Below are 19,595 nucleotides of genomic sequence, written 5' to 3' on the forward strand. Positions count from 1 at the left end.
TTTCCAGCGCCGCCAAGCGCTGGTCGGGAGGGCGTGCGCGGCTTTAACCGCGCGGTTGCTTGACGCCTTCCGCATTGTCGCTATCTTGCGCCATCTTTTGTGACCTGTCTCAGAAGCGGTGATCTCTCTTGCAAAACCGACCTTCCCGCGCGGACCAGCGCGACCCGTCAAGGATCGATATGCCCATTGAAGAGCGCCTCGCCGACGAGGCGCGGTTTTTTCGGTCTTGGCTCGACAATCCGCTGAGAGCGGGAGCTGTTTCGCCGTCGGGCCGCTCTTTGGCGCGAATGATGGCGCGCTATGTCGATCCTCTGAAAACTGGGCCGGTGATTGAGCTCGGGCCGGGGACGGGCGCAATTACTGAGGGGCTTTTGGCGCGCGGCGTCGCCCCAGGCCGGCTCTTTCTGATCGAATTCGACCCCAATTTCTGCGAACGTTTGCAGCAGCGCTTTCCCGGCGTTCATGTCATCAGGGGCGATGCTTATAATTTCAAGGCGCTTGTCGCCGATCGGCTGAGCGAGCCTGCGACATCTGTGGTGTCGAGTTTGCCGCTGCTGGTGAAACCAGAAAAGCAACGGCTGGATCTGCTCGCCGACGCCTTCGATTGCATGGCGCCGGACGGATGTTTCATCCAGTTCACCTATGGTCCCGCCTCCCCCATGCCGCGCGACAAAGCCTTGCCGCCGGCGTTTGCAGCCGAGCGTTCGCCGTCGGTTTGGCTCAATCTGCCGCCCGCGCGCGTTTGGGTTTATCGACCCGCAACCGAAGAGGATCTGGCCGCGCGGCGAGCAAAGCCGGCGCAAGATTTCTTTGAGAGGCTTCGAACGGGCGCCGAGAAAATTCATATCGACCTGAAACGTGAGATCGACGGGGCCAAAGCCCGGCTAACGTTGAAGAAGGGGCAAGACCGGCCGGCGCCGACAACACAGAAGCCGGACTCTGGGAAATCGCGCAACTCCAAATCAACCCCGCTATGATCGGCGCGGCCGCAGCTTTGACCGATCAAAAGCGAGCCGCCGCAAGAGATAAGCTCATCGTCGCGCTCGATTTTGCGACGCTGCCGGAAGCAGAAGCAATGGTGCGCGCGCTCGGCGACAGCGCGTCATTCTACAAGATTGGAATGGAGTTGGCCTACGGCGGCGGCCTGCCATTCGCCAGAGAGCTGATTGAGGACGGCGGCCGGGTTTTTCTTGACCTCAAGCTGCATGATATTCCGACGACCGTAACCCGAGCCTGCGCCAATGTCGCTCGCATTGGAGCCCAATTTCTCACAATTCATGCCTATCCGCAGACGATGACGGCGGCCAAGGAGGGCGCTGCCGGCTCCGCGCTAAAGCTTCTCGGCGTGACCGTCCTGACTTCCTACGACGATCGCGACCTCGCTGAGGCCGGCTATGCTTTGAGCGTCGGGGCTCTTGTCGCGCGACGGGCGGCGCAGGCGCGCGATATTGGCGTCGATGGGCTGATCCTATCAGCCGAAGAGCTGACGTCCGTGCGGGCGTCTGTTGGACCGGATATGATCCTCGTGACTCCGGGCATCAGACCAGAGAAGGCGGCCGCCGCCGACCAGAAAAGAACCATGACGCCCCGCGCCGCGATAAAAGCCGGCGCCGATTACCTCGTCATCGGACGCCCGATCACACAGGCGAACAATCCGCGCGAAGCGGCGGAAGCGATTCTCGCGGATATTGCCGCCGCTCTTTGAGCGCCGCCCGGCTTCTCCTCGCGGTCTTCGGGGGCTATAGCTGGGCGCCGGAAGTCACGATCATTGGAGATCAGTCATGAGCGATATGCGCCTCGTAGTCGCCGGCGCCGCTGGCCGCATGGGCCGCGTCCTCGTTCGGATCATTCATGAAACGCCGGGCGCAACTCTTGCCGGCGCCATCGAGCAGCCGGATTCAATTGCGATTGGCCAGGATGCGGGGCTTTTGGCGGGCTGCGGCCAGATGGGGGTCGAAATCAGCGGCGACGCCTTGCGGACGATCGTCGGCGCTGACGGCGTCATCGATTTTACCTCGCCGGCGTCGACCGTCGCGCTGTCTGTCCTGGCGGCTCAGGCTCGCATCGTCCACGTCATTGGCACGACAGGGTTGCAGCCGGAGCATCTCGCGAGCCTGCAGGCGGCGGCTCGTCACGCCATCATCGTGCGCTCCGGCAATATGAGCCTCGGCGTCAATTTGCTTGCTGTTCTGGTCGAAAAAGTCGCCCGCACGCTCGGCCCCGAATATGACGTCGAAATTTTGGAAATGCATCATCGCCAAAAGGTCGACGCGCCCTCGGGCACCGCGCTTCTGCTCGGCGAGGCCGCCGCCAAAGGGCGCGCCGTCGCGCTGGAGGAACATTCGGTTCGTTCGCGCGATGGCTACACCGGCGCTCGGAAAGAGGGCGATATCGGGTTTGCGACGTTGCGCGGCGGAACGGTGGTTGGAGATCATAGAGTGATCTTCGCGGGACCCGGCGAGCGCATTGAAATTGCGCATGTCGCGGAAGATCGCAGCATTTTCGCGCGGGGGGCCGTAAAAGCCGCGCTCTGGGGCCACAACCGCAAGCCCGGCCTTTATTCGATGATCGACGTGCTCGGAATGGGCGACTGATTTATCTCGTAAACGCAAATAGGCCGCGCGAGCCCTCTTAAGGCAGGCGCGGCCCCTCCGCGAACCTTCCGGTGGGGGCGAAGGAAAGTTCGCGATAAGAAAAAGTTCGCGATAAGAATATGAGGACGTTAGCTTCTGTCGTTGGGCAATGTTTCAGCGAAATGAGGGACCGCGCCCTTTGCGGATGCTGGATGAATCTGCGGATTGGGCTGATCGAGGTTCGCCACAATGCCAAGCGCAGCAGCCGCTGCGGCCAAAACCAGGACAAGAATGAGCGAGACTTGGAACTGACGTCGCGCTGACCGCGCGTCGTAACTGCGGACAAAACCAGCGTCGTGCCTGTGGTCAAAGTGATCCGCGATCGACATGCGGCAACTCCGGTCTTGCGCTACGCTCCCAAACGTCCAGAACGCATGCGTCTTAATTGTTATGCCCGATGGCCCGATTTCCGCCTGTGTGGCGGCGCACGAACTCAATCAACACGACTTTTCTGGCGTCCAGCCGGTAAATAAACTGTGCGATTGGCAAACACCGACGCAGTGGAAAAGGTTTCAAGGTTAATGTTTTGTTGGGCGCGGCCAACGGCGCCGGGCGGATTGGCGCTGTTGCGCGCGGGGTTCGAGCAACTTAAGTTCACGCCCTTCACAACCGCGCCAGCGGTCTCACCGGAGCTTTCTGTCATGTCGTTCATCGCCGAGGCGCTTCTGCGCGTAAAACCTTCCGCCACGATCGCCGTGACGCAAAAGGCGCGCGATCTTCGAGCCGCGGGGCGCGATATTATTTCGCTCTCGGTGGGCGAGCCCGATTTCGACACGCCGGACAATATCAAGCGGGCTGCGATCGCCGCGATCGAGCGCGGAGAAACCAAATATACGCCTGTCGCCGGCATCCAGCCTCTGCGAGAGGCCATCGCATCCAAATTCAAGCGCGAAAACGGTCTCGACTATAAAGCGTCGCAAACGATCGTCGGCACGGGCGGCAAACATATTTTGTTCAACGCTTTCCTCGCCACGATCAACCCCGGCGACGAAGTGATCATTCCGGCCCCCTATTGGGTCAGCTATCCCGACATGGTGTTGATCGCGGGCGGCCGTCCCGTCGCCGTCGAGACGAAGATCGAGCATGGCTTTAAGCTGCACCCTGAGGAACTCGAAAAGGCGATCACGCCGAAAACCAAATGGCTTCTTCTGAACTCGCCATCAAATCCATCGGGCGCGGCCTATACGCGGAACGAATTGAAGGCGCTGACGGATGTTCTGTTGCTCCACGAGCACGTCTGGGTGCTGACCGACGACATCTACGAACATCTGATCTATGGCGACTTCGCCTTTACGACGCCGGCGCAGGTCGAGCCAAGTCTTATCAACCGCACGCTGACCATGAATGGCGTGTCGAAGTCCTACGCCATGACCGGGTGGCGCATCGGCTATGCGGCGGGGCCTCTCGAGCTCATCAAGGCCATGGAGATGTTGCAGGGCCAGCAGACCTCTGGGGCCTGCTCGATCGCGCAATGGGCCTCCGTCGAGGCGCTGAATGGTCCGCAGGGCTTCATCGCCGAGCGGCGCAAGATTTTCGAAGGGCGCCGCGACCTTGTGGTTTCGATGCTTAATCAGGCGAAATATCTGCGTTGCCCTTTGCCCGAAGGCGCATTTTATGTGTATCCCTCCTGCGCGGAGGCGATCGGCAAGACGGCCCCAGGGGGCAAGGTGATCGGCACGGATGAGGATTTCGTCGCGGCTTTGCTGGAAAGCGAAGGCGTCGCCGTGGTGCAAGGCTCGGCCTTCGGTCTTGGCCCGAACTTCCGCATTTCCTATGCGACGGCGACCTCCGTGCTGGAAGACGCCTGCGCCAAGATCCAGCGGTTCTGCTCCAGTCTCACCTGACGGCGCTCGCAAGTGGGGCCAAAAACCATTGTCAGATACGGCCGAGTCTGATTTCGTCGCGGCTCAGTTCACCTCCAAACGTTTGGTGCTTGCATGTTCCGGGATGAGACAGGCGGCGGCGGACGCAAGCCTTCGCGCAATGTGTTGGGACAGCCTTTGGCGAGCTGCTCCTTTGATCCTCTGACAGGATTTTACCGCGATGGATGTTGCGATACCGGCGCCGAGGATGTCGGCAGCCACACTGTGTGCATTGTCGCGACGGAAGAGTTCTTGGCCTTCTCCAAGGCGCGCGGCAATGATTTGTCGACCCCGCTTCCGGAATATGGGTTCCCCGGCGTCAAAGCCGGCGATCGCTGGTGCCTTTGCGCTCCGCGCTGGCAGGAGGCTTTCGAGGTCGGCAAGATGCCCGGCGTCGTGCTGCAAGCGACCCACGAAGGCGCCTTGAGGTTCTGCGCGCTCGCTGACCTCAAGCGCTATGCGATGGATCTGTCGTGAGGCGAGGTATTGGAGTTCGCGTCAAGCGCTGACTCCGCGCTCCGAATGGTCCCGCCGAGGCTGAAGGCGACTGCGTCGCGCAAAATGGCCGCGAGCCTCGCCGCCGCTGGCGCGGGCCGGGCATCCGCCATGCAAAGCGAGATCCCAATCCGAGGAAGAATCGGCAATCCGGAGTTCCTCGCGTCGAGCGGCCCCAGCGTGGGGGGCATGCCTTCCGTCGTGCGGCAGGTCACGCCAAGCCCGGCCGACACTGCGGCCCAGAGCCCCGACAAACTCGGACTAGTCAATGCGACGCGCCAGGGTATTCCAGCCGCGTCTAAAGCAGACATGGCGGCTTGCCGGAAGATGCAGGGCGGAGCGAACAAGACGAGCGGCAGCGCGGCTGCGGGCTCGTAGATGAACCCTTCGGGCGGCGCGACCCACGCCATCGACAGATCTGCAAGACGCTCGCTGTTTGGCAGCAGTTCTTCGCCCCAAACCAGAGCAAGGTCCAGCGAACCATTTGCGATGCCTTCCAGTAGCGCGGCGTTGCGATCCACCCACACGTCCACCCGGACTTTAGGATGAACGCGCGTAAAGCGACCCAGCAAAGTTGGCAGCAACGTTTCCGCGAAGTCTTGTGGCAGCCCGAGCCTAACTGAGCCCGCGATCGCCGGAGAGTGGAGAGCCATCACGGCTTCGTCGTTCAGATCGAGCAACCGGCGCGCATAGCTAAGCATGGTTTCGCCGGCTTCGGTCAGCGTTAAGCCGCGGCCGTCCTTGCGAAATAAGGGCTGTCCAGCCTGCTCCTCCAACTTACGCAATTGCAGGCTGATCGCCGACGGCGAACGGCCGAGCTTCGCCGCTGCCTTGGCGAAACTCCCAAGCTCGACGCCGGCCTGGAGGGTCCGCAGAACGCTCATATCGAAATTCGTGAGGCGCATGGCCACCATTGAGATTATCAAAACCGATAGTTGTGAACTTTGCGATTTTCCGAATGATGATGCCGCGTTATTTCATTCCCGTCAACGAGGCGGACGGTCGCCAGCCTCCCGAAGGGAAACACCAAATGCCATTCATCAACATCAAAATTGCAGGCCCTGACCTGACGCTTGAGCAAACGGCGCGTCTCCATCATGGCGTAATCGACCTAATGGCGAGAGTTCTGCGGAAGAAATCCGAACTTACCTCCGTGCTGGTCGAGCAGGCGCCCGCTTCGGGTTGGAACATTGGCAAACAGGCGCTGACCGTCGCGGCCCATCTCGACGCCAAGGTGGCAGCCGGCACGAATACGTGGGAGGAGAAAGCGCGCTTTATCGCGGAGGCGAACGGCTTGCTCAAGGATGTTCTTGGGTCAGCCCTGCCGGTCGCAAGCTACGTCGTCATCGACGAGATACCGGAGGATTCCTGGGGTTATGACGGCCTCACGCAGGCTCATCGGGCATCAACAAAGCAGCCTGAACGGTAGCGGGGCCCGGCGGGTCTGCGTTATTTTCGCGTCGACCGCGCGCCAAACGCTAGAATCTCGCTCGTGTAGGTTTCGCTGACTTCCGCGAAAGGCATGTGATCGACGCCGAAGACCAAAGCGCTGTGCTGGAAAAGCCGCCAGGGAATGGCGAGCGCCGCCTCCGGCCGTTCCGGGTGCGGGGGCTGGATGTCCTCCCAGCCCTCCGGCAGCGGCGTCCAAAACATCTCGACGGCAAAAGTTTCGCGAATGGGCTTCAAATCCCGCACCGCGCGGCCAAAAGGCGTATCGGTCGTCTCAAGAATGGCGTTGATCTCCGGGCTTAGCCGGGTCGGCACGTACCAATTATCCGCTTCTGACAAAACGCGTTGGCCGCAAGCGAGCTCGACCCGGCGATATTTCACAGGTTCGTCTCGTCCGATCTGAAGCCTTTGCCTTTGCTCATCGGAAAGGGGCTTGTCCGCGCCGCCGACGAATTTCGCCCGGATCGTCGGATCGGACCCAAATTTGTGATCGGCGCACCACTGCTCCAGCGTCGCCGTCGCGCTGTGCGAGGTAAGTAGGCTGGCGTTTAGGGTTTCAACCAAAGCTGCGATTGCAGCGCGCGAAAGCCTTGTATCGGGCCACGCTAAATCCGCTCGCGTCGCGGTCGCTCCGTCAGAAATCGCGACGCCCCTCAGGCCGAGCATCAAATCTTTTTCCTTCAAACGTGATGGCGCAAGCGCGTCTTTCGCCATCGCCGAGAAACCTTTTAGCACAGACAGCAGTTCCGGCGTCCGCCACGGGCTCGGCCGGCAACCGGTTGTCGCATCTTATGGACTTCCGGGGAAGAATAGCGCTACACCGTCAGCTGGGCTATGGCAGCCTACCCTTCCGCCAGCCGGCGAGCGCGCACAATATGTTCCAAAGACTTTATCGCTGGACGCTGACCCTCGCCGAGAGCCCCCATGCGCCTTGGGCGCTGGGCGTCATCGCCTTCGCGGAAAGCTCGTTTTTTCCGGTCCCCCCTGACGCGATCTTGATTCCGATGTCGATCGCAAGGCCGAAGAACTCCTGGGCCTATGCGCTGATCTGCACGCTCGGCTCGGTCGCCGGGGCGTTGCTTGGCTATGCGATTGGCGCGCTTCTGTTCGAGACGGTTGGGAAATGGCTGATCAATCTCTACGGCTATGGCGCGCGCGTGGACGAGATGCGTGCGCTCTATGCCCATTGGGGTTGGGCCGTCATTCTGCTGAAGGGCCTAACGCCAATCCCATTCAAGATCGTGACCATCACCAGCGGGCTTCTCTCGTATAATCTGCCGCTCTTCGTTATCTTGTGTTTCGTCACGCGGGGCGCGCGCTTTTTCTTGCTGGCGCTCCTCCTCAAATATTATGGCGAGCCGATCAAAGCCCTGCTCGACAAATATTTCGCCTGGTTTCTGCTTATTCTCGCCGCCGTCGTTGTCCTGGGATTCTGGATCGCGACCCATTTGATCTGATCCCACCATGCCCGTCATGACGCCGTTTCGCATCGCCTTATTTATCCTGCTGGTCGCGGCGGGATCGATCATCGGCGCGTGGATTTTCCAGGCGCTGGGCTATGCCCCTTGCGAACTCTGCCTTAAAGAGCGCATTCCCTATTACGCCGGCATAGCGCTCGCAGCTCTCACCGTATTTCTCGCCGCTAAGGGGAAAACGAGCCTGCTGCCGGCGGCTTTCGCCGGACTAGCGCTGATCTTCGCGGCGAGCGCTGTTTTCGGCGTCTATCATTCCGGGGTCGAATGGGGTTTCTGGCAAGGGCCGTCGGACTGCACCGGGCCGCTCGATCACGCCGCCTCGATGGGCGATTTCCTGACGCAATTGAAAACCGTCAAGGTGGTCCGTTGCGACGCCGTGGCGATCCGCATTTTCGGGCTTTCGCTGGCTGGCTGGAATGCGGTGATTTCGGCATTCCTCGCGGCGCTGGCGGTCAAGGCGCTGGCCGTCATTGTTCGGCGGTGAGCAGCGCGCGCGCCCGCAGCTTTTCGGTTTCGCTTTTCAGTTGGCCGCAGGCGGCCAAAATATCGCGTCCACGCGGAGTGCGCACGGGACTCGCATAGCCGGCGTTGAAGACGATGTCGGAAAATCTTTCAATCGTCGCGTCGTCAGAACATTCATATGCCGTTCCCGGCCAGGGATTGAACGGAATGAGGTTGATTTTGGCGGGAATGCCTTTCAACAGCCGGACCAGTTCGCGCGCCTCGGCGGGAGAATCATTAACGCCCTTCAGCATCACATACTCAAACGTGATCCTCCGCGCATTGGACGAGCCGGGATAGGTCCGGCAGGCCTGCAGCAGTTCGCTGATCGGATATTTCTTGTTGAGCGGGACGAGGACATTGCGCAGATCATCGCGCACGGCGTGCAGCGAGATGGCGAGCGCCGCTCCTGTCTGGCTGCCTAGATCGGCGATGCGAGGGACGACGCCCGCAGTCGAAACGGTGATCCGGCGCTTTGACAACGACAGGCCGTCGCCATCCGAGAAAACCGCTACCGCGTCCCGGACATTGTCCAAATTAAAGAGCGGCTCGCCCATGCCCATGAAGACGATGTTGGAGACGAAGCGCAGGCCTCCGCTCGGAACCAGCCCGTCTTCGGGCGGCGCGAGGCCGGGGAAATCGCCCAGTCGCTCGCGGGCGACGATCAATTGCCCAATAATCTCTTGCGCTGTTAGATTGCGCACAAGTTTCTGCGTTCCTGTATGGCAGAAAGCGCAGGTCAAGGTGCAGCCGACCTGACTCGAGACGCAAAGCGTGCCGCGATCATTATCCGGGATATAGACGCATTCGACCTCGGCGCCGCGATCCCGCTCATTGACCGGCTCAAGCCGGATCAGCCATTTCCGCGTGCCGTCCGTTGAGACTTGCTCCGAGACCATTTGCGGCCGAGCCAGCGTGAACTGGCTCGCGAGTTTGCCGCGCAGCACTTTGCTGATGTTCAGCATCGCGTCGAAGGAGGGCGCGCCTTGATTATAGATCCAATGCCAGAGCTGCGCCACGCGCATGCGAGTTTCGCGTTCCGGCACGTCGATTTCGGCGAGCGCCGCGGCGAGTTCAAGGCGCGTTGCGCCGGCGAGAGAGCGGCCAGGGGCCGGCGCGCTCGCAAGGGGAGTTGGGGAATCGATGAGACTGGACGTGGTCATCGGGCGCTTCTAGCATGTCGGGCGGAATTTCTCCACAATTCCTCGCTCCGGTCGAGGCGCCTCGCATAAGCGGCAAGGCGTAGCGCGATCCTCTTATTCAAGGCCGTCGCATGTCGTTTTGCCTGCATCCGCCGCGCTTCTCTCTCTCGTCCCCCCGCCTCGCTCCCGTTATCGCGCTTGCCGCTGCTTTGGCGCTCGCAACAGGCGTTCGAGCGCAGGAAGCCATCTCGTTGAAAAATACGGTTCCCTCGATCACAACCACGGGCGAGGCGAGCGTGGAGGTCGTCCCCAATATTGCGACGATCTCGCTTGGCGTCGAAACGGAGCGGCCGACCGCAACCGACGCGGCCAATGAAAACGCCCGCGCCACAGCGGCGATCATCGCCGAGATCAAGGCGCAAGGGATCGACGCAAAGGACATCCGTACGCTCGGCGTCACCCTCACGCCCGTTTACGACGAGACCGCCGACGCCAGCGGCCGCGTCGCCAAGCGAATGTTGCGCGGCTATCAGGCCCAAAATGATCTCAGCGTTCGCGTGAGGCAAATCGAGGCGGCCGGCGCTTTGGCGCGGCGATGGATCGAAAAGGGAGCCAATAATTTCGGCGGGGTGGAATTCGATTACGACCAAAAAGAAGCAAAATATGATGCGCTGCGCGGCGAGGCGGTGAAGGACGCGTTGCGCAAAGCTAATTCCTACGCGAATGGCCTTGGCGCGCAACTGGGGCGCGTGCTCGAGATCGGCTCGCCGAGTTCATATCAAGGGGCCGCGCCGCGACCGATGATGATGGCGCGGGCGGCCAAAAGCGACGCCGCGGTCGCAATCCCGATCGAACCAGGGGTCCACACCCTTCGCGTCGAGGTTCAGGTTAGTTGGGAGCTGAGCCAGTAGAAGGCGCCTTGCCTCCGCCAAGGGCATCTTCAAGCCGCATTTTGGCCGAGCCCGGCCGCAGCGGCTTCTGCTGGCTCTCATGCGGCGCCCAGCCTGACGCGAAGATCATTTCGAACGTCGCGCGGAGACGCCCGTCGGGGTCGCTGAAGCGCTGGGCATAAATCTCCGCCGCCCGCCGGAACAGGCCGCGCGGCGAAAATTTGCGCAGCCGCGCTTCGAGCGCATTCGAGGCCCCCATAGCGCGCAAATCCGTCATCAGCTTGAATATATCCGGGTAGCGCACGGTCAGCGGCTCGCTGTCGGCGACCGGCAGGGCGAACCCCGCCCTTTGCAGCAAGCCGCCCATATCGCGAACATCGGCGAAAGGCGCGATGCGCGGGCTGATCCCGCCGCAAAGTTCGGTTTCGGCGATGGCGAGAGCGCTCCGCAGTTCATTGAGGCTCTGGCCCCCGAGAAGGCAGCCGAGAAAAAGCCCGTCGGGCTTCAACACCCGCCGAATCTGGATCATAGCGCCCGGCAGATCATTGACCTGCTGTAACGCCAGGGCCGACACTGCGAGGTCAAACCGCTCCGCTGCGAAAGGCAGAGCTTCTTCGTCTCCGACGACGCGAAGAAGAGGAGGGGCCCCAATCGTCCGCGCGAGCGGCGCCAGCCGGACCACCAGGCGCTTTTCGGCGGCGAGCCTCGCGGCAAGTTCCGGCGAAGCTGTTCCGACATCGAGGACATTGGAAAAATCGCGCTTGATGAGGTCAAGGCGCTCGCACATATCCGCAATGGCGGCGCGCAACAGAAAATCTTCCGGGCCGGTAATCAGGGCGCGACAAAACCGGCGTCGGATCAAGGCGCGATCGAAGATCAAGGTCGGCGCTGTCACTCGGGTGTCTCCGCCGGTTGTTTCCCGCATCATCTTATCCAAAAATTGCGCAAATTAATGCGGCGCCTCAAGATTGCGGTTTTCCATCGCTGCAGTGCGAAAGGCGGCTGGATCATTTGTCGCCTTCCGCTATATTAGTTCACGATCTGCGTCGAATGGACGCGCCAAGCGCAACCCAAGCTTGCGCAGCGAGACAAGGCACGCGCATGGATAAAGTTTTCGAGGATTCCCGTTCGGCTTTGTTGGATGTCGTGAAGGACGGCATGACGCTTATGTGCGGCGGCTTCGGTCTTTGCGGAATTCCGCAAAATCTGATCGAGGCGTTGCGCGATCTTGGCGTCAGAAATTTGACCGTGATTTCGAACAATGCGGGCGTCGATGGCGCTGGCCTTGGGCTTTTGCTTGAGACGCGGCAGATCAAAAAAATGATCTCGTCCTATGTAGGCGAAAACAAGCTTTTCGAGCAGCAGTTTTTGTCGGGCGAACTCGAACTTGAGTTCAATCCGCAAGGCACTCTCGCCGAGCGGATACGGGCTGGCGGAGCTGGCATTCCGGCGTTTTTCACCAAGACGGGCGTTGGAACCGTCATCGCGGAGGGCAAGGAGACTCGGACTTTCGACGGCGCGGCCTATGTCATGGAGCGCGGCCTTGTCGCCGATATCTCTCTCGTTCACGCCTGGAAGGGCGACACCGAGGGCAATCTCGTCTTCCGCAAGACCGCGCGAAATTTCAATCCGATGATGGCGACCGCCGGCAGGTTGACGGTGGCGCAGGTTGAGCATCTCGTGCCGGCTGGCGAGATCGACGCCGACGCGATTCATACGCCCGGCATTTTCGTGCATCGCATTGTCCATGCGCCAGATGTCGCCAAGCTGATCGAGAAACGCACCACGCGGCCGCGCGTCGCCGCTTAGAGCATGATCTCAGAAAGGTTGCGGCCTTGCATCGAGGCGAAGAGACCGAAACTGAGAAATTGAAAGCCCGACTCATTTCGATTTGAGGCGATCAGGCGCTAGGGAGAAAAGATATGGCCTGGACCAGGGATCAGATGGCGGCGCAGGCGGCCAAGGAGTTGCGCGACGGATTCTATGTAAATCTTGGCATCGGCATTCCAACGCTCGTCGCCAATTTCATTCCCGCCGGGATGAATGTGCAGTTGCAGAGTGAAAACGGCATGCTCGGCATGGGGCCGTTTCCGTTTGAGGGCGAGGAAGACCCTGATCTCATAAACGCGGGCAAGCAAACCGTCACTGCGCTGCCGACGACGAGCTATTTTTCCTCCGCCGATAGTTTCGCCATGATCCGCGGCGGCCATATCGATCTTGCTATTCTGGGCGCCATGGAAGTCACCGAAAAAGGCGATCTCGCCAATTGGATGATCCCCGGCAAAATGGTCAAAGGCATGGGCGGTGCGATGGACCTCGTCGCCGGCGTCAAGCGAGTCGTGGTCGTCATGGAGCACACCGCCAAAGGACAGTCGAAGCTCTTGCATCAATGCACATTGCCGCTTACCGGTTCGGCCGTTGTTGACATGGTGATCACCGACCTTGCGGTTTTCACGATCGATAAGGCGGGCGGAACAGGCATGACGCTGGTCGAGCTAGCGGATGGCGTTACGCTCGACGAAATCAAGGCGAAGACCGAGGCGACGTTCAAAGTCTCTCCAAGCCTCGAGACGAGGGCGGCCTAGAACTTTTTGGATGGAGTCATGCGTTGAAGCATGATCGATTCAATTGTCGCCGCGTTCTAAACCACGCGCGCAAAGACCAGAACGTCGACTCGTGTGGCTTTCGCGCGGAGCAGCGCTCGCGCGGCGGCGTTGACCGTCGCTCCCGAGGTCATGACGTCATCAATGATGACAATAGCGCGCCCTTCGACTTGCGCCGCCATCTCCTCGGGCACGCGGAACGCGCCTTGCAGATTGAGCGCACGCTGCGAGCGGGATAGCCCTACCTGGAATTGCGTCGCCTTGACGCGCGCTAGAATAAAGGGATCGAGCGCAACGCCGCTGGCCGCCGAAACCGCCTGCGCAAGAGCATTGGCCTGATTGAAGCGGCGCTGCATAAGGCGGCGTCGATGCAGCGGAATAGGCGCGAGGAGATCCGCGTCGACGAGAAGCTCGCCGCCAGCGCGCGCCATCCATGCTCCAAGCGGTTTGGCGAGCTCCATGCGGTCGCCATATTTCAGCCTGTGCAGCAATTGCCGGACAGGGCCGTCCTCAAAGCGCGCCACGAAGCGGGCGCGGCCATAGACCGGCGGGTTGGCGACCGCTTCAGGCGAGAGCAATCCTTCATCGCCGAGGTCCATCGGAAACGGCGTCCCGAGCCGCTCGCAGAAGGGCCGCTCGATGAAACGAATCTTCGACCAGCAGGCGGCGCAGAGCGAGCCGGCGGCGTAGGTAGCCTGGCGGCAACTTAGACAGGCGGGCGGAAACACAAGGTCAGTCGCCGCGCGAGCAAATTTGCGAAAAATCGGCGCCGCCCGCGTGTCGAGGTTCGTCTGAAATAGGCTAGCGAGGTTCGCCAGGGGACTCACCGCTCGCCGCGCGCGAGTCATGTTGCGTCGATCCCGCTTTCGGCGGCGATTGCGCGCCACAAAAGGCTTTGCAAAGCCTCTACCGTCTTGGCTCCGTTTGATTTGATCACATGATCGCCGATCCGTTCGACCGGCGCAATCAGCCGCAGACTATTGGTCAGGAAAACCGCGTCGGCGGAGCGCAGCTCCGTGAGATCGAGAGAGGATTCGCGGCTCGTGAGGTTCAGTTCGCCGCAACGCGTCAGGACAAAATTCCGGATCACTCCAGATAGAACGCCATCGCTTAGCGGCGGAGTGCGGATTTCTTCGCCGAACACGCCAAAAACATTGGCGGCGGCTGCGCAGGCGACGCGCCCGGCGCCGTTCAAGAACAAAACTTCAGTGTGATGTTTGGCAGCGGCCTCGCGCATGGCGAGGATGGCGTCGAGATAGCCAAGCGTTTTCAGGCGGGAGGTCGGCGATGTCTCGTTGCGGCGCATCGCGGCGACATCGAGAGAAAGCCGGGGAAAGAAAAAGCCCGGCGGCAGGGGCGTCAGGCTGGCCAGGATGGTTGGATGTTGCGTCCCCTGCGGAGCCAGCCCGCGCAGGCCCGGCCCCCGGGTGACGGTCACGCGCAAAATATGACGCTCGGCTCCGGGGATCAGCGCGGCGACGGCCCGACGAATGGCGTCATGATCGGCAGCGATCCCAAGCGCGGACAAGGCGCCGAACAGGCGCTCCAGATGCGCATCGCCCCGAAAGACGCGCCCGTTCATAACGAGCGCTGTGTCGAATGCGCCATCTCCGAGCAGCAAGCCCCGGTCGCTGAGATCGAAGGGGGCGTGGCTATCGGAAAAAATCGCGCCGTCGAGCCAGATCATAACCATGCCCCGTTGCGCAGCGACGCCTACTCGTCAAATCCGCGCCGGGCGTCGCTGCATATGCCAGCTTCGTCCCGGCGCGGACGAACGAATGTATTCGCCCCATGCTGCGAAGGCAATGTTTTGAATGAAGCCGCCCGTCAAGCCTGCTTTTTTTAGGGGTTAAGACAAGGGCGCGCGCACGGAAAAGATCATGCGGGCAAGAGCGTCGACAAATGGGCCTGAAAGCCCTTCCGGTTTTTCTCGAAAGCGCTGACGAGATTGCGCGTCAACTCGCCTGGGAAGACCTCGTCCAATCCAGCCTCGACGGCGTCGAGGGAGCCAGCCGCAACTTCTTGCGGCGTCAAGCGAGGTTCGGGCATCAAGTTGCGCCCCAACTCGGTCTCGGTCTGCGCGGGCATTGACGCAACTACCAGCGTGCCTTGAGCTGCGAGTTCGGCGCGTGCGCTCAGCGTCATGGCGAGAGAAGCCGCCTTTGAGGCGGAATAGGTGCCTGCGCTCGGTACAGTGACAAGCGATAGGAAGGACAGCACATTAACGATCGCGCCCCCGCCCGACGCCGCTAGCGCAGGCGCAAACGCGCGGATCATCGCCAACGGGGCAAAATAGTTGACCTCCATCTCCTGGCGCGCGAGGGCGAGGTCCGGCGCGGAAATCGCACCATGATACCCGGCGATCCCGGCGTTGTTGATCAGAAGCGTTACGTCGGATGCGGCCTTGGCGGCCTCCGCGATCTGCGCCGGATTGGTCACGTCGAGTTTCAAAGCGACGAGGCGCGCATCGCCGCCTTTCAACAGCTCGGATAAAGAAGACGGATCGCGCGCGGTTACATAAATTTTGGAGGCGCCGCGCGCGAGGAGTTCCTTGACGAAAGCGTAGCCGATGACGCGATTTGCGCCGCTCACCAATGCAACAGAACCGTTGATTTTCATAGCCGTTGCTCTCCTTTTATCGCTTCCTTTGCGCCAACGCCGAACCGATCGCTGATCCCGCGAACCGCGCCATAAATTATGCCTTGGCAAACGTCCAAATCATTAAATTACAATCACCATATAAAATGAGCTGCGCCAACATTCAAGGATGCCAGAGCGTCGCGCGCTCCGACCGCTTCTTGATTTTGGGTCAGCTTTAGAGATTCTGCAAAGCCGTCGGCGTCGCGTTGAACGCCCTTAATGCTTTCCGGCTTTCCCGGCGCTTTCTTTGGACCCGACGCCCTTCGCCGAAGCCAAACCTGCGATCAGCAAGGCGTTCGTCCGGCCTATGCTTAGCAGGGAATTCGATATCTTTTTGTCCGTCACGATGCGGGAAAGCTGGAGACATCCTAGCATCTGCGCGAAGACGCCATAAGCAATCGCAATATTCGACTCAGGCGATGCGCTTGCAGGCAATCCAGATGCGATGCGCGCAATGAAGCGCTGCGTTTCCTTGCTTAAGGCGGCGCGCGTCGATTTTGGACGCCGGACGATTTCGGGGGCTAACGCGGCCAGCGTGCATCCATCCGCCGGTCTATCCCGTTGTTCGGGGGAGAGGTAGGCTTCGATGAAGGATCGGAGATCAAACGGGGACGCCGATTCCTCATCGGAGTCTTGGCGCCCCGCCGAGTCGAGAGCGAATGCCAAGGCTTCCTTGATCAAGGCCTCTTTCGACGGAAAGTGCGCGTAAAAGCCGCCGTGCGTCAGCCCCGCGTCGGCCATGAGAGAGGCGACGCCGACGCTGTCGATTCCATTGCTTCTGAAGCGCCCAGCCGCAATTTCCACGACGCGCCGGCGCGTCTCTTCCTTGTGGCCTTTTTCATATCTCGACATAGCAGGCTCCTGACGCGGCTTGATCCACAAGAGCCGCAAAAAATTTATAGAATGTCAACAATAATATCAAATGTTTGGGGCATCAACAATAGACTGAAAGCGGCTGAACGAGCCGCAAGCCAAAGCTCAAGGGTGCGACGGACGAACGTTAGCGTCATCGCCCCCCAAGCGGGATTGGGGCTCGTTCTGCCAAGGCCTAGCCTCGGCGTGGCGTCCTTCGCTAAGTCGTCGTGGCGTCAATCTATCTCATGTGGCGCTCGTTCGGGCGCGCCATGGGGGGCCGCCCGCAGATATTGCGCCGGCCAGGGCATCTTATGTCCAAGTTCGAGAGCGGCGCGCAACGGCCAATAGGGTTCGCGCAACAGCTCGCGCGCGAGCAGCGCGAAATCGGCCTGACCGGTGCGAATGATGTGGTCGGCCTGCGCTGCAGAGGTGATCATGCCGACGGCCGCGGTGGCGATCTCCGCCTCGCGTCGGATGCGCTCTGCGAACGGCGTCTGATAGCCTGAGCCGACGGGGATCTCCGCTCGCTCCACATTGCCGCCCGACGAGCAGTCGATCAGATCGACGCCGAGCGTCTTCAGGTGGCGCGCAAGCTCCACCGATTGATCGACGTCCCATCCGCCTTTCACCCAGTCGGTCGCCGAGATTCGCACGAACACCGGGCAGCGCTCCGGCAAAACCTTGCGCACGGCGGCGACGATCTCGCGCAGGAATCGCGTCCGGTTTTCGAACGAACCGCCGTAAGCGTCCGTGCGATTATTGCTCAGGGGCGACAGGAACTCATGCAGAAGATAACCGTGAGCCGCGTGGATCTCGATGACCCGGAAACCGGCGGCGAAGGCGCGTTCGGTCGCTGTCGCAAACGCTTTCTGCAATGTCGCGATCTCGTCGCCGGCGAGTTCGCGAGGCGTTGCGTAGCTATCGCTGAAAGACAGCGCGCTTGGCCCCACGGGGCGCCAGCCGCCATCCGCTTCAGCGACGGCGCCATGGCCGGACCACGGCCGATATGTGCTGCCCTTTCGGCCAGCGTGCGCCAGCTGGATGCCTGGGACCGAGCCTTGCCCGCTGACGAAGCGCGCAATGCGCTCCAGCGGCTCGAAATGCGCCTCGCTCCACGCCCCGAGATCGTGCGGCGAAATCCGTCCTTCAGGCGTGATGGCCGCCGCCTCGGTGAAAACGAGCGCCGCTCCGCCCACAGCGCGGGTCGCAAGGTGTACGAAATGCCAATCGGTCGCAAGACCGTCGACGCAGGAATATTGGCACATCGGCGAAACGCCGATGCGGTTCGAAAGGACGATATCGCGCAATCGCAGTTCGCTGAATAGATGCGGCAAGGTCGATTTCCTTGAGATAGTGGATGATATGATGCGGGATTTTCCGCGAGGACGTTCGCACGGCGCGAAAGGCGGTTTCAAGGCGTGAGCGTCAGTCGAAAGATGACCGCTCACGCGCCGCCGCCACGTCAATCGACATGCGCGCCCCGCGCATGTCTCGACAAGCGTTTATCTTCTAGCTCGCGATGATTTGAAGACCATGCGATGGTTCATGATCGAGCGGACGGCACAGCCAACGGCTGTCTCAAAGTGATGATCTGCCGGTTGCCCTCGCCATCGATAACTTCGACGCTCGCCAGCGACCCAGCTCCATCGTCGACATAGATATCGCGCGGCTTGAGGATCATATGGTCGAGTCCATCCAGAGCAACCTCGACCAAATCGTCCTTCGGATCGTAGACCAAGCCAAACAGCGGCAGCCATGTGCTCTCCACCTGATCGCCGAGTTTGAGCGAGGCGACTTCAATTTCCGCCTCCGCTCCTTTCAGCGTCTTTGACAAATGGTCGAAATACGGACGCCAATCGGTCTTTTCAAGCTTTCTGACGGTCATCATAATCTCCGTGGCCTGGATAGCTGGTCGCTGAAGCGGCGTTCCCGACAGGATGGTCGAGCGCGAACCCTCCGGTCTGCGGCTGCATACTGCAACAAATCGCGTCGAGACAAAAGCCGGGCGTTTCACGAGGCCGGCGGCGGGCCCATCGAGAGCCGAGGCAAATCGCCTAGAACCTGAAAGCGCCTAAATGCAGGTCGGCGAAATTGGGCCTGTTCGGTCGATCTATTTCAATTGGAAAGCGCTCGTCCGTCTCTTCAAACTGATATCGCGCGCGATTACCAAGCGATACCTCCAAGGTTTCTGGGAACGGCACATTGGCGAAAGTCGTAAAGTCGTCCCAATTGTTGGCGTGCACATGAAACACGTCAAAACGAGACCTCAATTTCGTCATCACTTTTAAGGCGCGCTCGAGCCAAACAGGATCAGCGGCGGCGGAAAAATTGTGCAGCTCACAAATTATCTGAGAACAGCGCGCAAGTCGCTCTATTTCCGCAGCCTCGAAGACCGGCCATTCATCGCCCTCAATATCGATCTTGCATATTGCAGCCTCGTTTGGCTGCATTCCCAGATCCTCGATCGCCTGGTCCATCGTTATTGAACCGGGTTCATCAATTGCGGACACCTTGAGAGGGGCGAACTGGATAAGCGGATCGGCGGAGAGCGCATGGTCCACGGTGTGATCAAATTGACGCACGATGAGGCCGCGCGCGGCAATGGCAAGATCCCAATCGATATTTGTTTCGACGCCCATTGAGATGGCGCCGCCGACATCCCTGAAATCATCAAGCATGACGTAGCCGCCATCATTGGAGCTCCCCACCCGAATTTTATTTAATCCTTTGACCCGCATTGGCTCAAATAATCGCGCGAGGCGAAGAAATGCGCTCTGGGCGTCTTCGCCGTAGGCCAAATAGCGCTCGGTCATCTTTTTCCTGTTGCGCGCATCCAACCTAGCCTTCAGGCGCAAGTAAAGGCTGCGCTGAATGAAATAGGAGGGTGGCCACCGCTTCAGCACCCACTGCGCCCATGGCGGCGCGCCAAGAGATCTTTTAGCCATGAATGCGCCCCGCGCGCCGTCACATCTCCATAGGCCCCAATTGCCGTCGCAGTCCGCGCAAATACTAGGCTCAGGACCTATTAAATTTGCCTGAGATGTGATTCC

The 19,595-nt window shown here is 60.6% G+C and carries 24 protein-coding genes; 11 read left to right on the forward strand and 13 right to left on the reverse strand.

Going from position 1 to position 19,595, the window contains the following annotated elements:
* Positions 1-179 precede the first annotated feature (179 nt).
* The 3 genes from WDN46_05920 to dapB all read left to right on the forward strand — a co-directional run bounded on the left by WDN46_05920 (position 180) and on the right by dapB (position 2,594).
* Positions 180-977, forward strand: coding sequence for an rRNA adenine N-6-methyltransferase family protein (locus WDN46_05920; GenBank protein MEJ0092961.1), 798 nt, complete (start codon positions 180-182; stop codon positions 975-977).
* Positions 974-1,705 carry an orotidine-5'-phosphate decarboxylase gene (pyrF, locus tag WDN46_05925; protein MEJ0092962.1) on the forward strand — a complete coding sequence of 244 codons (732 nt, stop codon included), beginning with the start codon at positions 974-976 and terminating at the stop codon, positions 1,703-1,705. The genes WDN46_05920 and pyrF overlap by 4 nt, the downstream gene beginning before the upstream one ends.
* A gap of 76 nt (positions 1,706-1,781) precedes the next feature.
* A complete protein-coding gene (dapB, locus tag WDN46_05930; protein MEJ0092963.1) occupies positions 1,782-2,594 on the forward strand; it encodes a 4-hydroxy-tetrahydrodipicolinate reductase in 813 nt (270 codons plus the stop codon).
* A 128-nt stretch (positions 2,595-2,722) separates the two neighbouring features.
* On the opposite strand, the gene WDN46_05935 is transcribed toward dapB, so the two are convergent.
* Both WDN46_05935 and WDN46_05940 read right to left on the reverse strand, forming a co-directional pair.
* A complete protein-coding gene (locus tag WDN46_05935; protein ID MEJ0092964.1) occupies positions 2,723-2,962 on the reverse strand; it encodes a hypothetical protein in 240 nt (79 codons plus the stop codon).
* A gap of 104 nt (positions 2,963-3,066) precedes the next feature.
* The gene (locus tag WDN46_05940) at positions 3,067-3,285 is read right to left on the reverse strand and encodes a hypothetical protein (protein MEJ0092965.1); all 219 of its coding nucleotides are present in this window, start codon (positions 3,283-3,285) and stop codon (positions 3,067-3,069) included.
* On the opposite strand from WDN46_05940, the gene WDN46_05945 reads away from it, so the two are divergent.
* Both WDN46_05945 and WDN46_05950 read left to right on the forward strand, forming a co-directional pair.
* Positions 3,275-4,477, forward strand: a complete 1,203-nt coding sequence (locus tag WDN46_05945; GenBank protein ID MEJ0092966.1) for a pyridoxal phosphate-dependent aminotransferase — start codon at positions 3,275-3,277, stop codon at positions 4,475-4,477. The two genes, WDN46_05940 and WDN46_05945, sit on opposite strands and share 11 nt — an antisense overlap.
* Positions 4,478-4,570: 93 nt before the next feature.
* The gene (locus tag WDN46_05950; protein ID MEJ0092967.1) at positions 4,571-4,972 is read left to right on the forward strand and encodes a DUF2237 domain-containing protein; all 402 of its coding nucleotides are present in this window, start codon (positions 4,571-4,573) and stop codon (positions 4,970-4,972) included.
* On the opposite strand, the gene WDN46_05955 is transcribed toward WDN46_05950, so the two are convergent.
* Positions 4,951-5,895, reverse strand: a complete 945-nt coding sequence (locus WDN46_05955) for a LysR substrate-binding domain-containing protein (GenBank protein ID MEJ0092968.1) — start codon at positions 5,893-5,895, stop codon at positions 4,951-4,953. The genes WDN46_05950 and WDN46_05955 overlap by 22 nt on opposite strands.
* A 53-nt stretch (positions 5,896-5,948) precedes the next feature.
* On the opposite strand from WDN46_05955, the gene WDN46_05960 reads away from it, so the two are divergent.
* Positions 5,949-6,419 carry a tautomerase family protein gene (locus WDN46_05960; GenBank protein ID MEJ0092969.1) on the forward strand — a complete coding sequence of 157 codons (471 nt, stop codon included), beginning with the start codon at positions 5,949-5,951 and terminating at the stop codon, positions 6,417-6,419.
* Between the two features lie 20 nt (positions 6,420-6,439).
* Here the strand turns inward: WDN46_05960 and WDN46_05965 are convergent, their stop codons facing one another.
* Positions 6,440-7,153 carry a hypothetical protein gene (locus WDN46_05965; GenBank protein MEJ0092970.1) on the reverse strand — a complete coding sequence of 238 codons (714 nt, stop codon included), beginning with the start codon at positions 7,151-7,153 and terminating at the stop codon, positions 6,440-6,442.
* Between the two features lie 161 nt (positions 7,154-7,314).
* Between WDN46_05965 and WDN46_05970 the strand changes: the two genes are divergently transcribed.
* On the forward strand, positions 7,315-7,896 hold the full coding sequence (locus tag WDN46_05970; GenBank protein MEJ0092971.1) for a YqaA family protein: 582 nt from the start codon (positions 7,315-7,317) through the stop codon (positions 7,894-7,896).
* A gap of 7 nt (positions 7,897-7,903) precedes the next feature.
* Positions 7,904-8,398, forward strand: coding sequence for a disulfide bond formation protein B (locus WDN46_05975; GenBank protein MEJ0092972.1), 495 nt, complete (start codon positions 7,904-7,906; stop codon positions 8,396-8,398).
* On the opposite strand, the gene rlmN is transcribed toward WDN46_05975, so the two are convergent.
* On the reverse strand, positions 8,382-9,578 hold the full coding sequence (rlmN, locus tag WDN46_05980; GenBank protein MEJ0092973.1) for a 23S rRNA (adenine(2503)-C(2))-methyltransferase RlmN: 1,197 nt from the start codon (positions 9,576-9,578) through the stop codon (positions 8,382-8,384). The two genes, WDN46_05975 and rlmN, sit on opposite strands and share 17 nt — an antisense overlap.
* Positions 9,579-9,688: 110 nt before the next feature.
* On the opposite strand from rlmN, the gene WDN46_05985 reads away from it, so the two are divergent.
* Positions 9,689-10,468 (forward strand): SIMPL domain-containing protein, encoded by a 780-nt coding sequence (locus tag WDN46_05985; protein MEJ0092974.1) that lies wholly within the window; start codon positions 9,689-9,691, stop codon positions 10,466-10,468.
* Here the strand turns inward: WDN46_05985 and WDN46_05990 are convergent.
* Positions 10,446-11,375 carry a methyltransferase domain-containing protein gene (locus tag WDN46_05990; GenBank protein ID MEJ0092975.1) on the reverse strand — a complete coding sequence of 310 codons (930 nt, stop codon included), beginning with the start codon at positions 11,373-11,375 and terminating at the stop codon, positions 10,446-10,448. The genes WDN46_05985 and WDN46_05990 overlap by 23 nt on opposite strands.
* Positions 11,376-11,548: 173 nt before the next feature.
* On the opposite strand from WDN46_05990, the gene WDN46_05995 reads away from it, so the two are divergent.
* Together WDN46_05995 and WDN46_06000 are read left to right on the forward strand one after the other, a co-directional pair.
* A complete protein-coding gene (locus tag WDN46_05995; GenBank protein MEJ0092976.1) occupies positions 11,549-12,256 on the forward strand; it encodes a CoA transferase subunit A in 708 nt (235 codons plus the stop codon).
* A 113-nt stretch (positions 12,257-12,369) separates the two neighbouring features.
* Positions 12,370-13,032, forward strand: coding sequence for a 3-oxoacid CoA-transferase subunit B (locus WDN46_06000; protein ID MEJ0092977.1), 663 nt, complete (start codon positions 12,370-12,372; stop codon positions 13,030-13,032).
* A gap of 56 nt (positions 13,033-13,088) precedes the next feature.
* On the opposite strand, the gene WDN46_06005 is transcribed toward WDN46_06000, so the two are convergent.
* From WDN46_06005 to WDN46_06035, 7 genes are all read right to left on the reverse strand, one after another.
* Positions 13,089-13,898, reverse strand: a complete 810-nt coding sequence (locus WDN46_06005; protein MEJ0092978.1) for a ComF family protein — start codon at positions 13,896-13,898, stop codon at positions 13,089-13,091.
* On the reverse strand, positions 13,895-14,743 hold the full coding sequence (locus WDN46_06010; GenBank protein MEJ0092979.1) for an aminotransferase class IV: 849 nt from the start codon (positions 14,741-14,743) through the stop codon (positions 13,895-13,897). Before WDN46_06010 ends, WDN46_06005 begins: the two co-directional genes overlap by 4 nt.
* 185 nt (positions 14,744-14,928) lie before the next feature.
* A complete protein-coding gene (locus WDN46_06015; GenBank protein ID MEJ0092980.1) occupies positions 14,929-15,669 on the reverse strand; it encodes an SDR family NAD(P)-dependent oxidoreductase in 741 nt (246 codons plus the stop codon).
* Positions 15,670-15,906: 237 nt separating this feature from the next.
* Entirely contained in the window at positions 15,907-16,542 is a 636-nt protein-coding gene (locus WDN46_06020; protein ID MEJ0092981.1) for a TetR/AcrR family transcriptional regulator, read from the reverse strand.
* 236 nt (positions 16,543-16,778) lie between these two features.
* Positions 16,779-17,879, reverse strand: a complete 1,101-nt coding sequence (locus tag WDN46_06025; GenBank protein ID MEJ0092982.1) for an NADH:flavin oxidoreductase/NADH oxidase — start codon at positions 17,877-17,879, stop codon at positions 16,779-16,781.
* Positions 17,880-18,088: 209 nt separating this feature from the next.
* Positions 18,089-18,433: a DUF5335 domain-containing protein gene (locus WDN46_06030; protein ID MEJ0092983.1), complete on the reverse strand. Its 345-nt coding sequence runs from the start codon at positions 18,431-18,433 to the stop codon at positions 18,089-18,091.
* A gap of 166 nt (positions 18,434-18,599) precedes the next feature.
* Entirely contained in the window at positions 18,600-19,490 is an 891-nt protein-coding gene (locus WDN46_06035; GenBank protein MEJ0092984.1) for a hypothetical protein, read from the reverse strand.
* Between the last annotated feature and the right edge of the window lie 105 nt (positions 19,491-19,595).

It is taken from the genome of Methylocella sp. (genome assembly GCA_037200525.1).
Lineage (GTDB): Bacteria > Pseudomonadota > Alphaproteobacteria > Rhizobiales > Beijerinckiaceae > Methylocapsa.

Coding starts and splice junctions, on each gene's coding strand:
- WDN46_05920 (MEJ0092961.1), top strand. CDS start 180: ATGCCCATTGAAGAGCGCCTCGCCGACGAGGCGCGGTTTTTTCGGTCT.
- pyrF (MEJ0092962.1), top strand. CDS start 974: ATGATCGGCGCGGCCGCAGCTTTGACCGATCAAAAGCGAGCCGCCGCA.
- dapB (MEJ0092963.1), top strand. CDS start 1,782: ATGAGCGATATGCGCCTCGTAGTCGCCGGCGCCGCTGGCCGCATGGGC.
- WDN46_05935 (MEJ0092964.1), bottom strand. CDS start 2,962: ATGTCGATCGCGGATCACTTTGACCACAGGCACGACGCTGGTTTTGTC.
- WDN46_05945 (MEJ0092966.1), top strand. CDS start 3,275: ATGTCGTTCATCGCCGAGGCGCTTCTGCGCGTAAAACCTTCCGCCACG.
- WDN46_05940 (MEJ0092965.1), bottom strand. CDS start 3,285: ATGAACGACATGACAGAAAGCTCCGGTGAGACCGCTGGCGCGGTTGTG.
- WDN46_05950 (MEJ0092967.1), top strand. CDS start 4,571: ATGTTCCGGGATGAGACAGGCGGCGGCGGACGCAAGCCTTCGCGCAAT.
- WDN46_05955 (MEJ0092968.1), bottom strand. CDS start 5,895: ATGCGCCTCACGAATTTCGATATGAGCGTTCTGCGGACCCTCCAGGCC.
- WDN46_05960 (MEJ0092969.1), top strand. CDS start 5,949: ATGATGATGCCGCGTTATTTCATTCCCGTCAACGAGGCGGACGGTCGC.
- WDN46_05965 (MEJ0092970.1), bottom strand. CDS start 7,153: ATGGCGAAAGACGCGCTTGCGCCATCACGTTTGAAGGAAAAAGATTTG.
- WDN46_05970 (MEJ0092971.1), top strand. CDS start 7,315: ATGTTCCAAAGACTTTATCGCTGGACGCTGACCCTCGCCGAGAGCCCC.
- WDN46_05975 (MEJ0092972.1), top strand. CDS start 7,904: ATGCCCGTCATGACGCCGTTTCGCATCGCCTTATTTATCCTGCTGGTC.
- rlmN (MEJ0092973.1), bottom strand. CDS start 9,578: ATGACCACGTCCAGTCTCATCGATTCCCCAACTCCCCTTGCGAGCGCG.
- WDN46_05985 (MEJ0092974.1), top strand. CDS start 9,689: ATGTCGTTTTGCCTGCATCCGCCGCGCTTCTCTCTCTCGTCCCCCCGC.
- WDN46_05990 (MEJ0092975.1), bottom strand. CDS start 11,375: ATGATGCGGGAAACAACCGGCGGAGACACCCGAGTGACAGCGCCGACC.
- WDN46_05995 (MEJ0092976.1), top strand. CDS start 11,549: ATGGATAAAGTTTTCGAGGATTCCCGTTCGGCTTTGTTGGATGTCGTG.
- WDN46_06000 (MEJ0092977.1), top strand. CDS start 12,370: ATGGCCTGGACCAGGGATCAGATGGCGGCGCAGGCGGCCAAGGAGTTG.
- WDN46_06005 (MEJ0092978.1), bottom strand. CDS start 13,898: ATGACTCGCGCGCGGCGAGCGGTGAGTCCCCTGGCGAACCTCGCTAGC.
- WDN46_06010 (MEJ0092979.1), bottom strand. CDS start 14,743: ATGGTTATGATCTGGCTCGACGGCGCGATTTTTTCCGATAGCCACGCC.
- WDN46_06015 (MEJ0092980.1), bottom strand. CDS start 15,669: ATGAAAATCAACGGTTCTGTTGCATTGGTGAGCGGCGCAAATCGCGTC.
- WDN46_06020 (MEJ0092981.1), bottom strand. CDS start 16,542: ATGTCGAGATATGAAAAAGGCCACAAGGAAGAGACGCGCCGGCGCGTC.
- WDN46_06030 (MEJ0092983.1), bottom strand. CDS start 18,433: ATGATGACCGTCAGAAAGCTTGAAAAGACCGATTGGCGTCCGTATTTC.
- WDN46_06035 (MEJ0092984.1), bottom strand. CDS start 19,490: ATGGCTAAAAGATCTCTTGGCGCGCCGCCATGGGCGCAGTGGGTGCTG.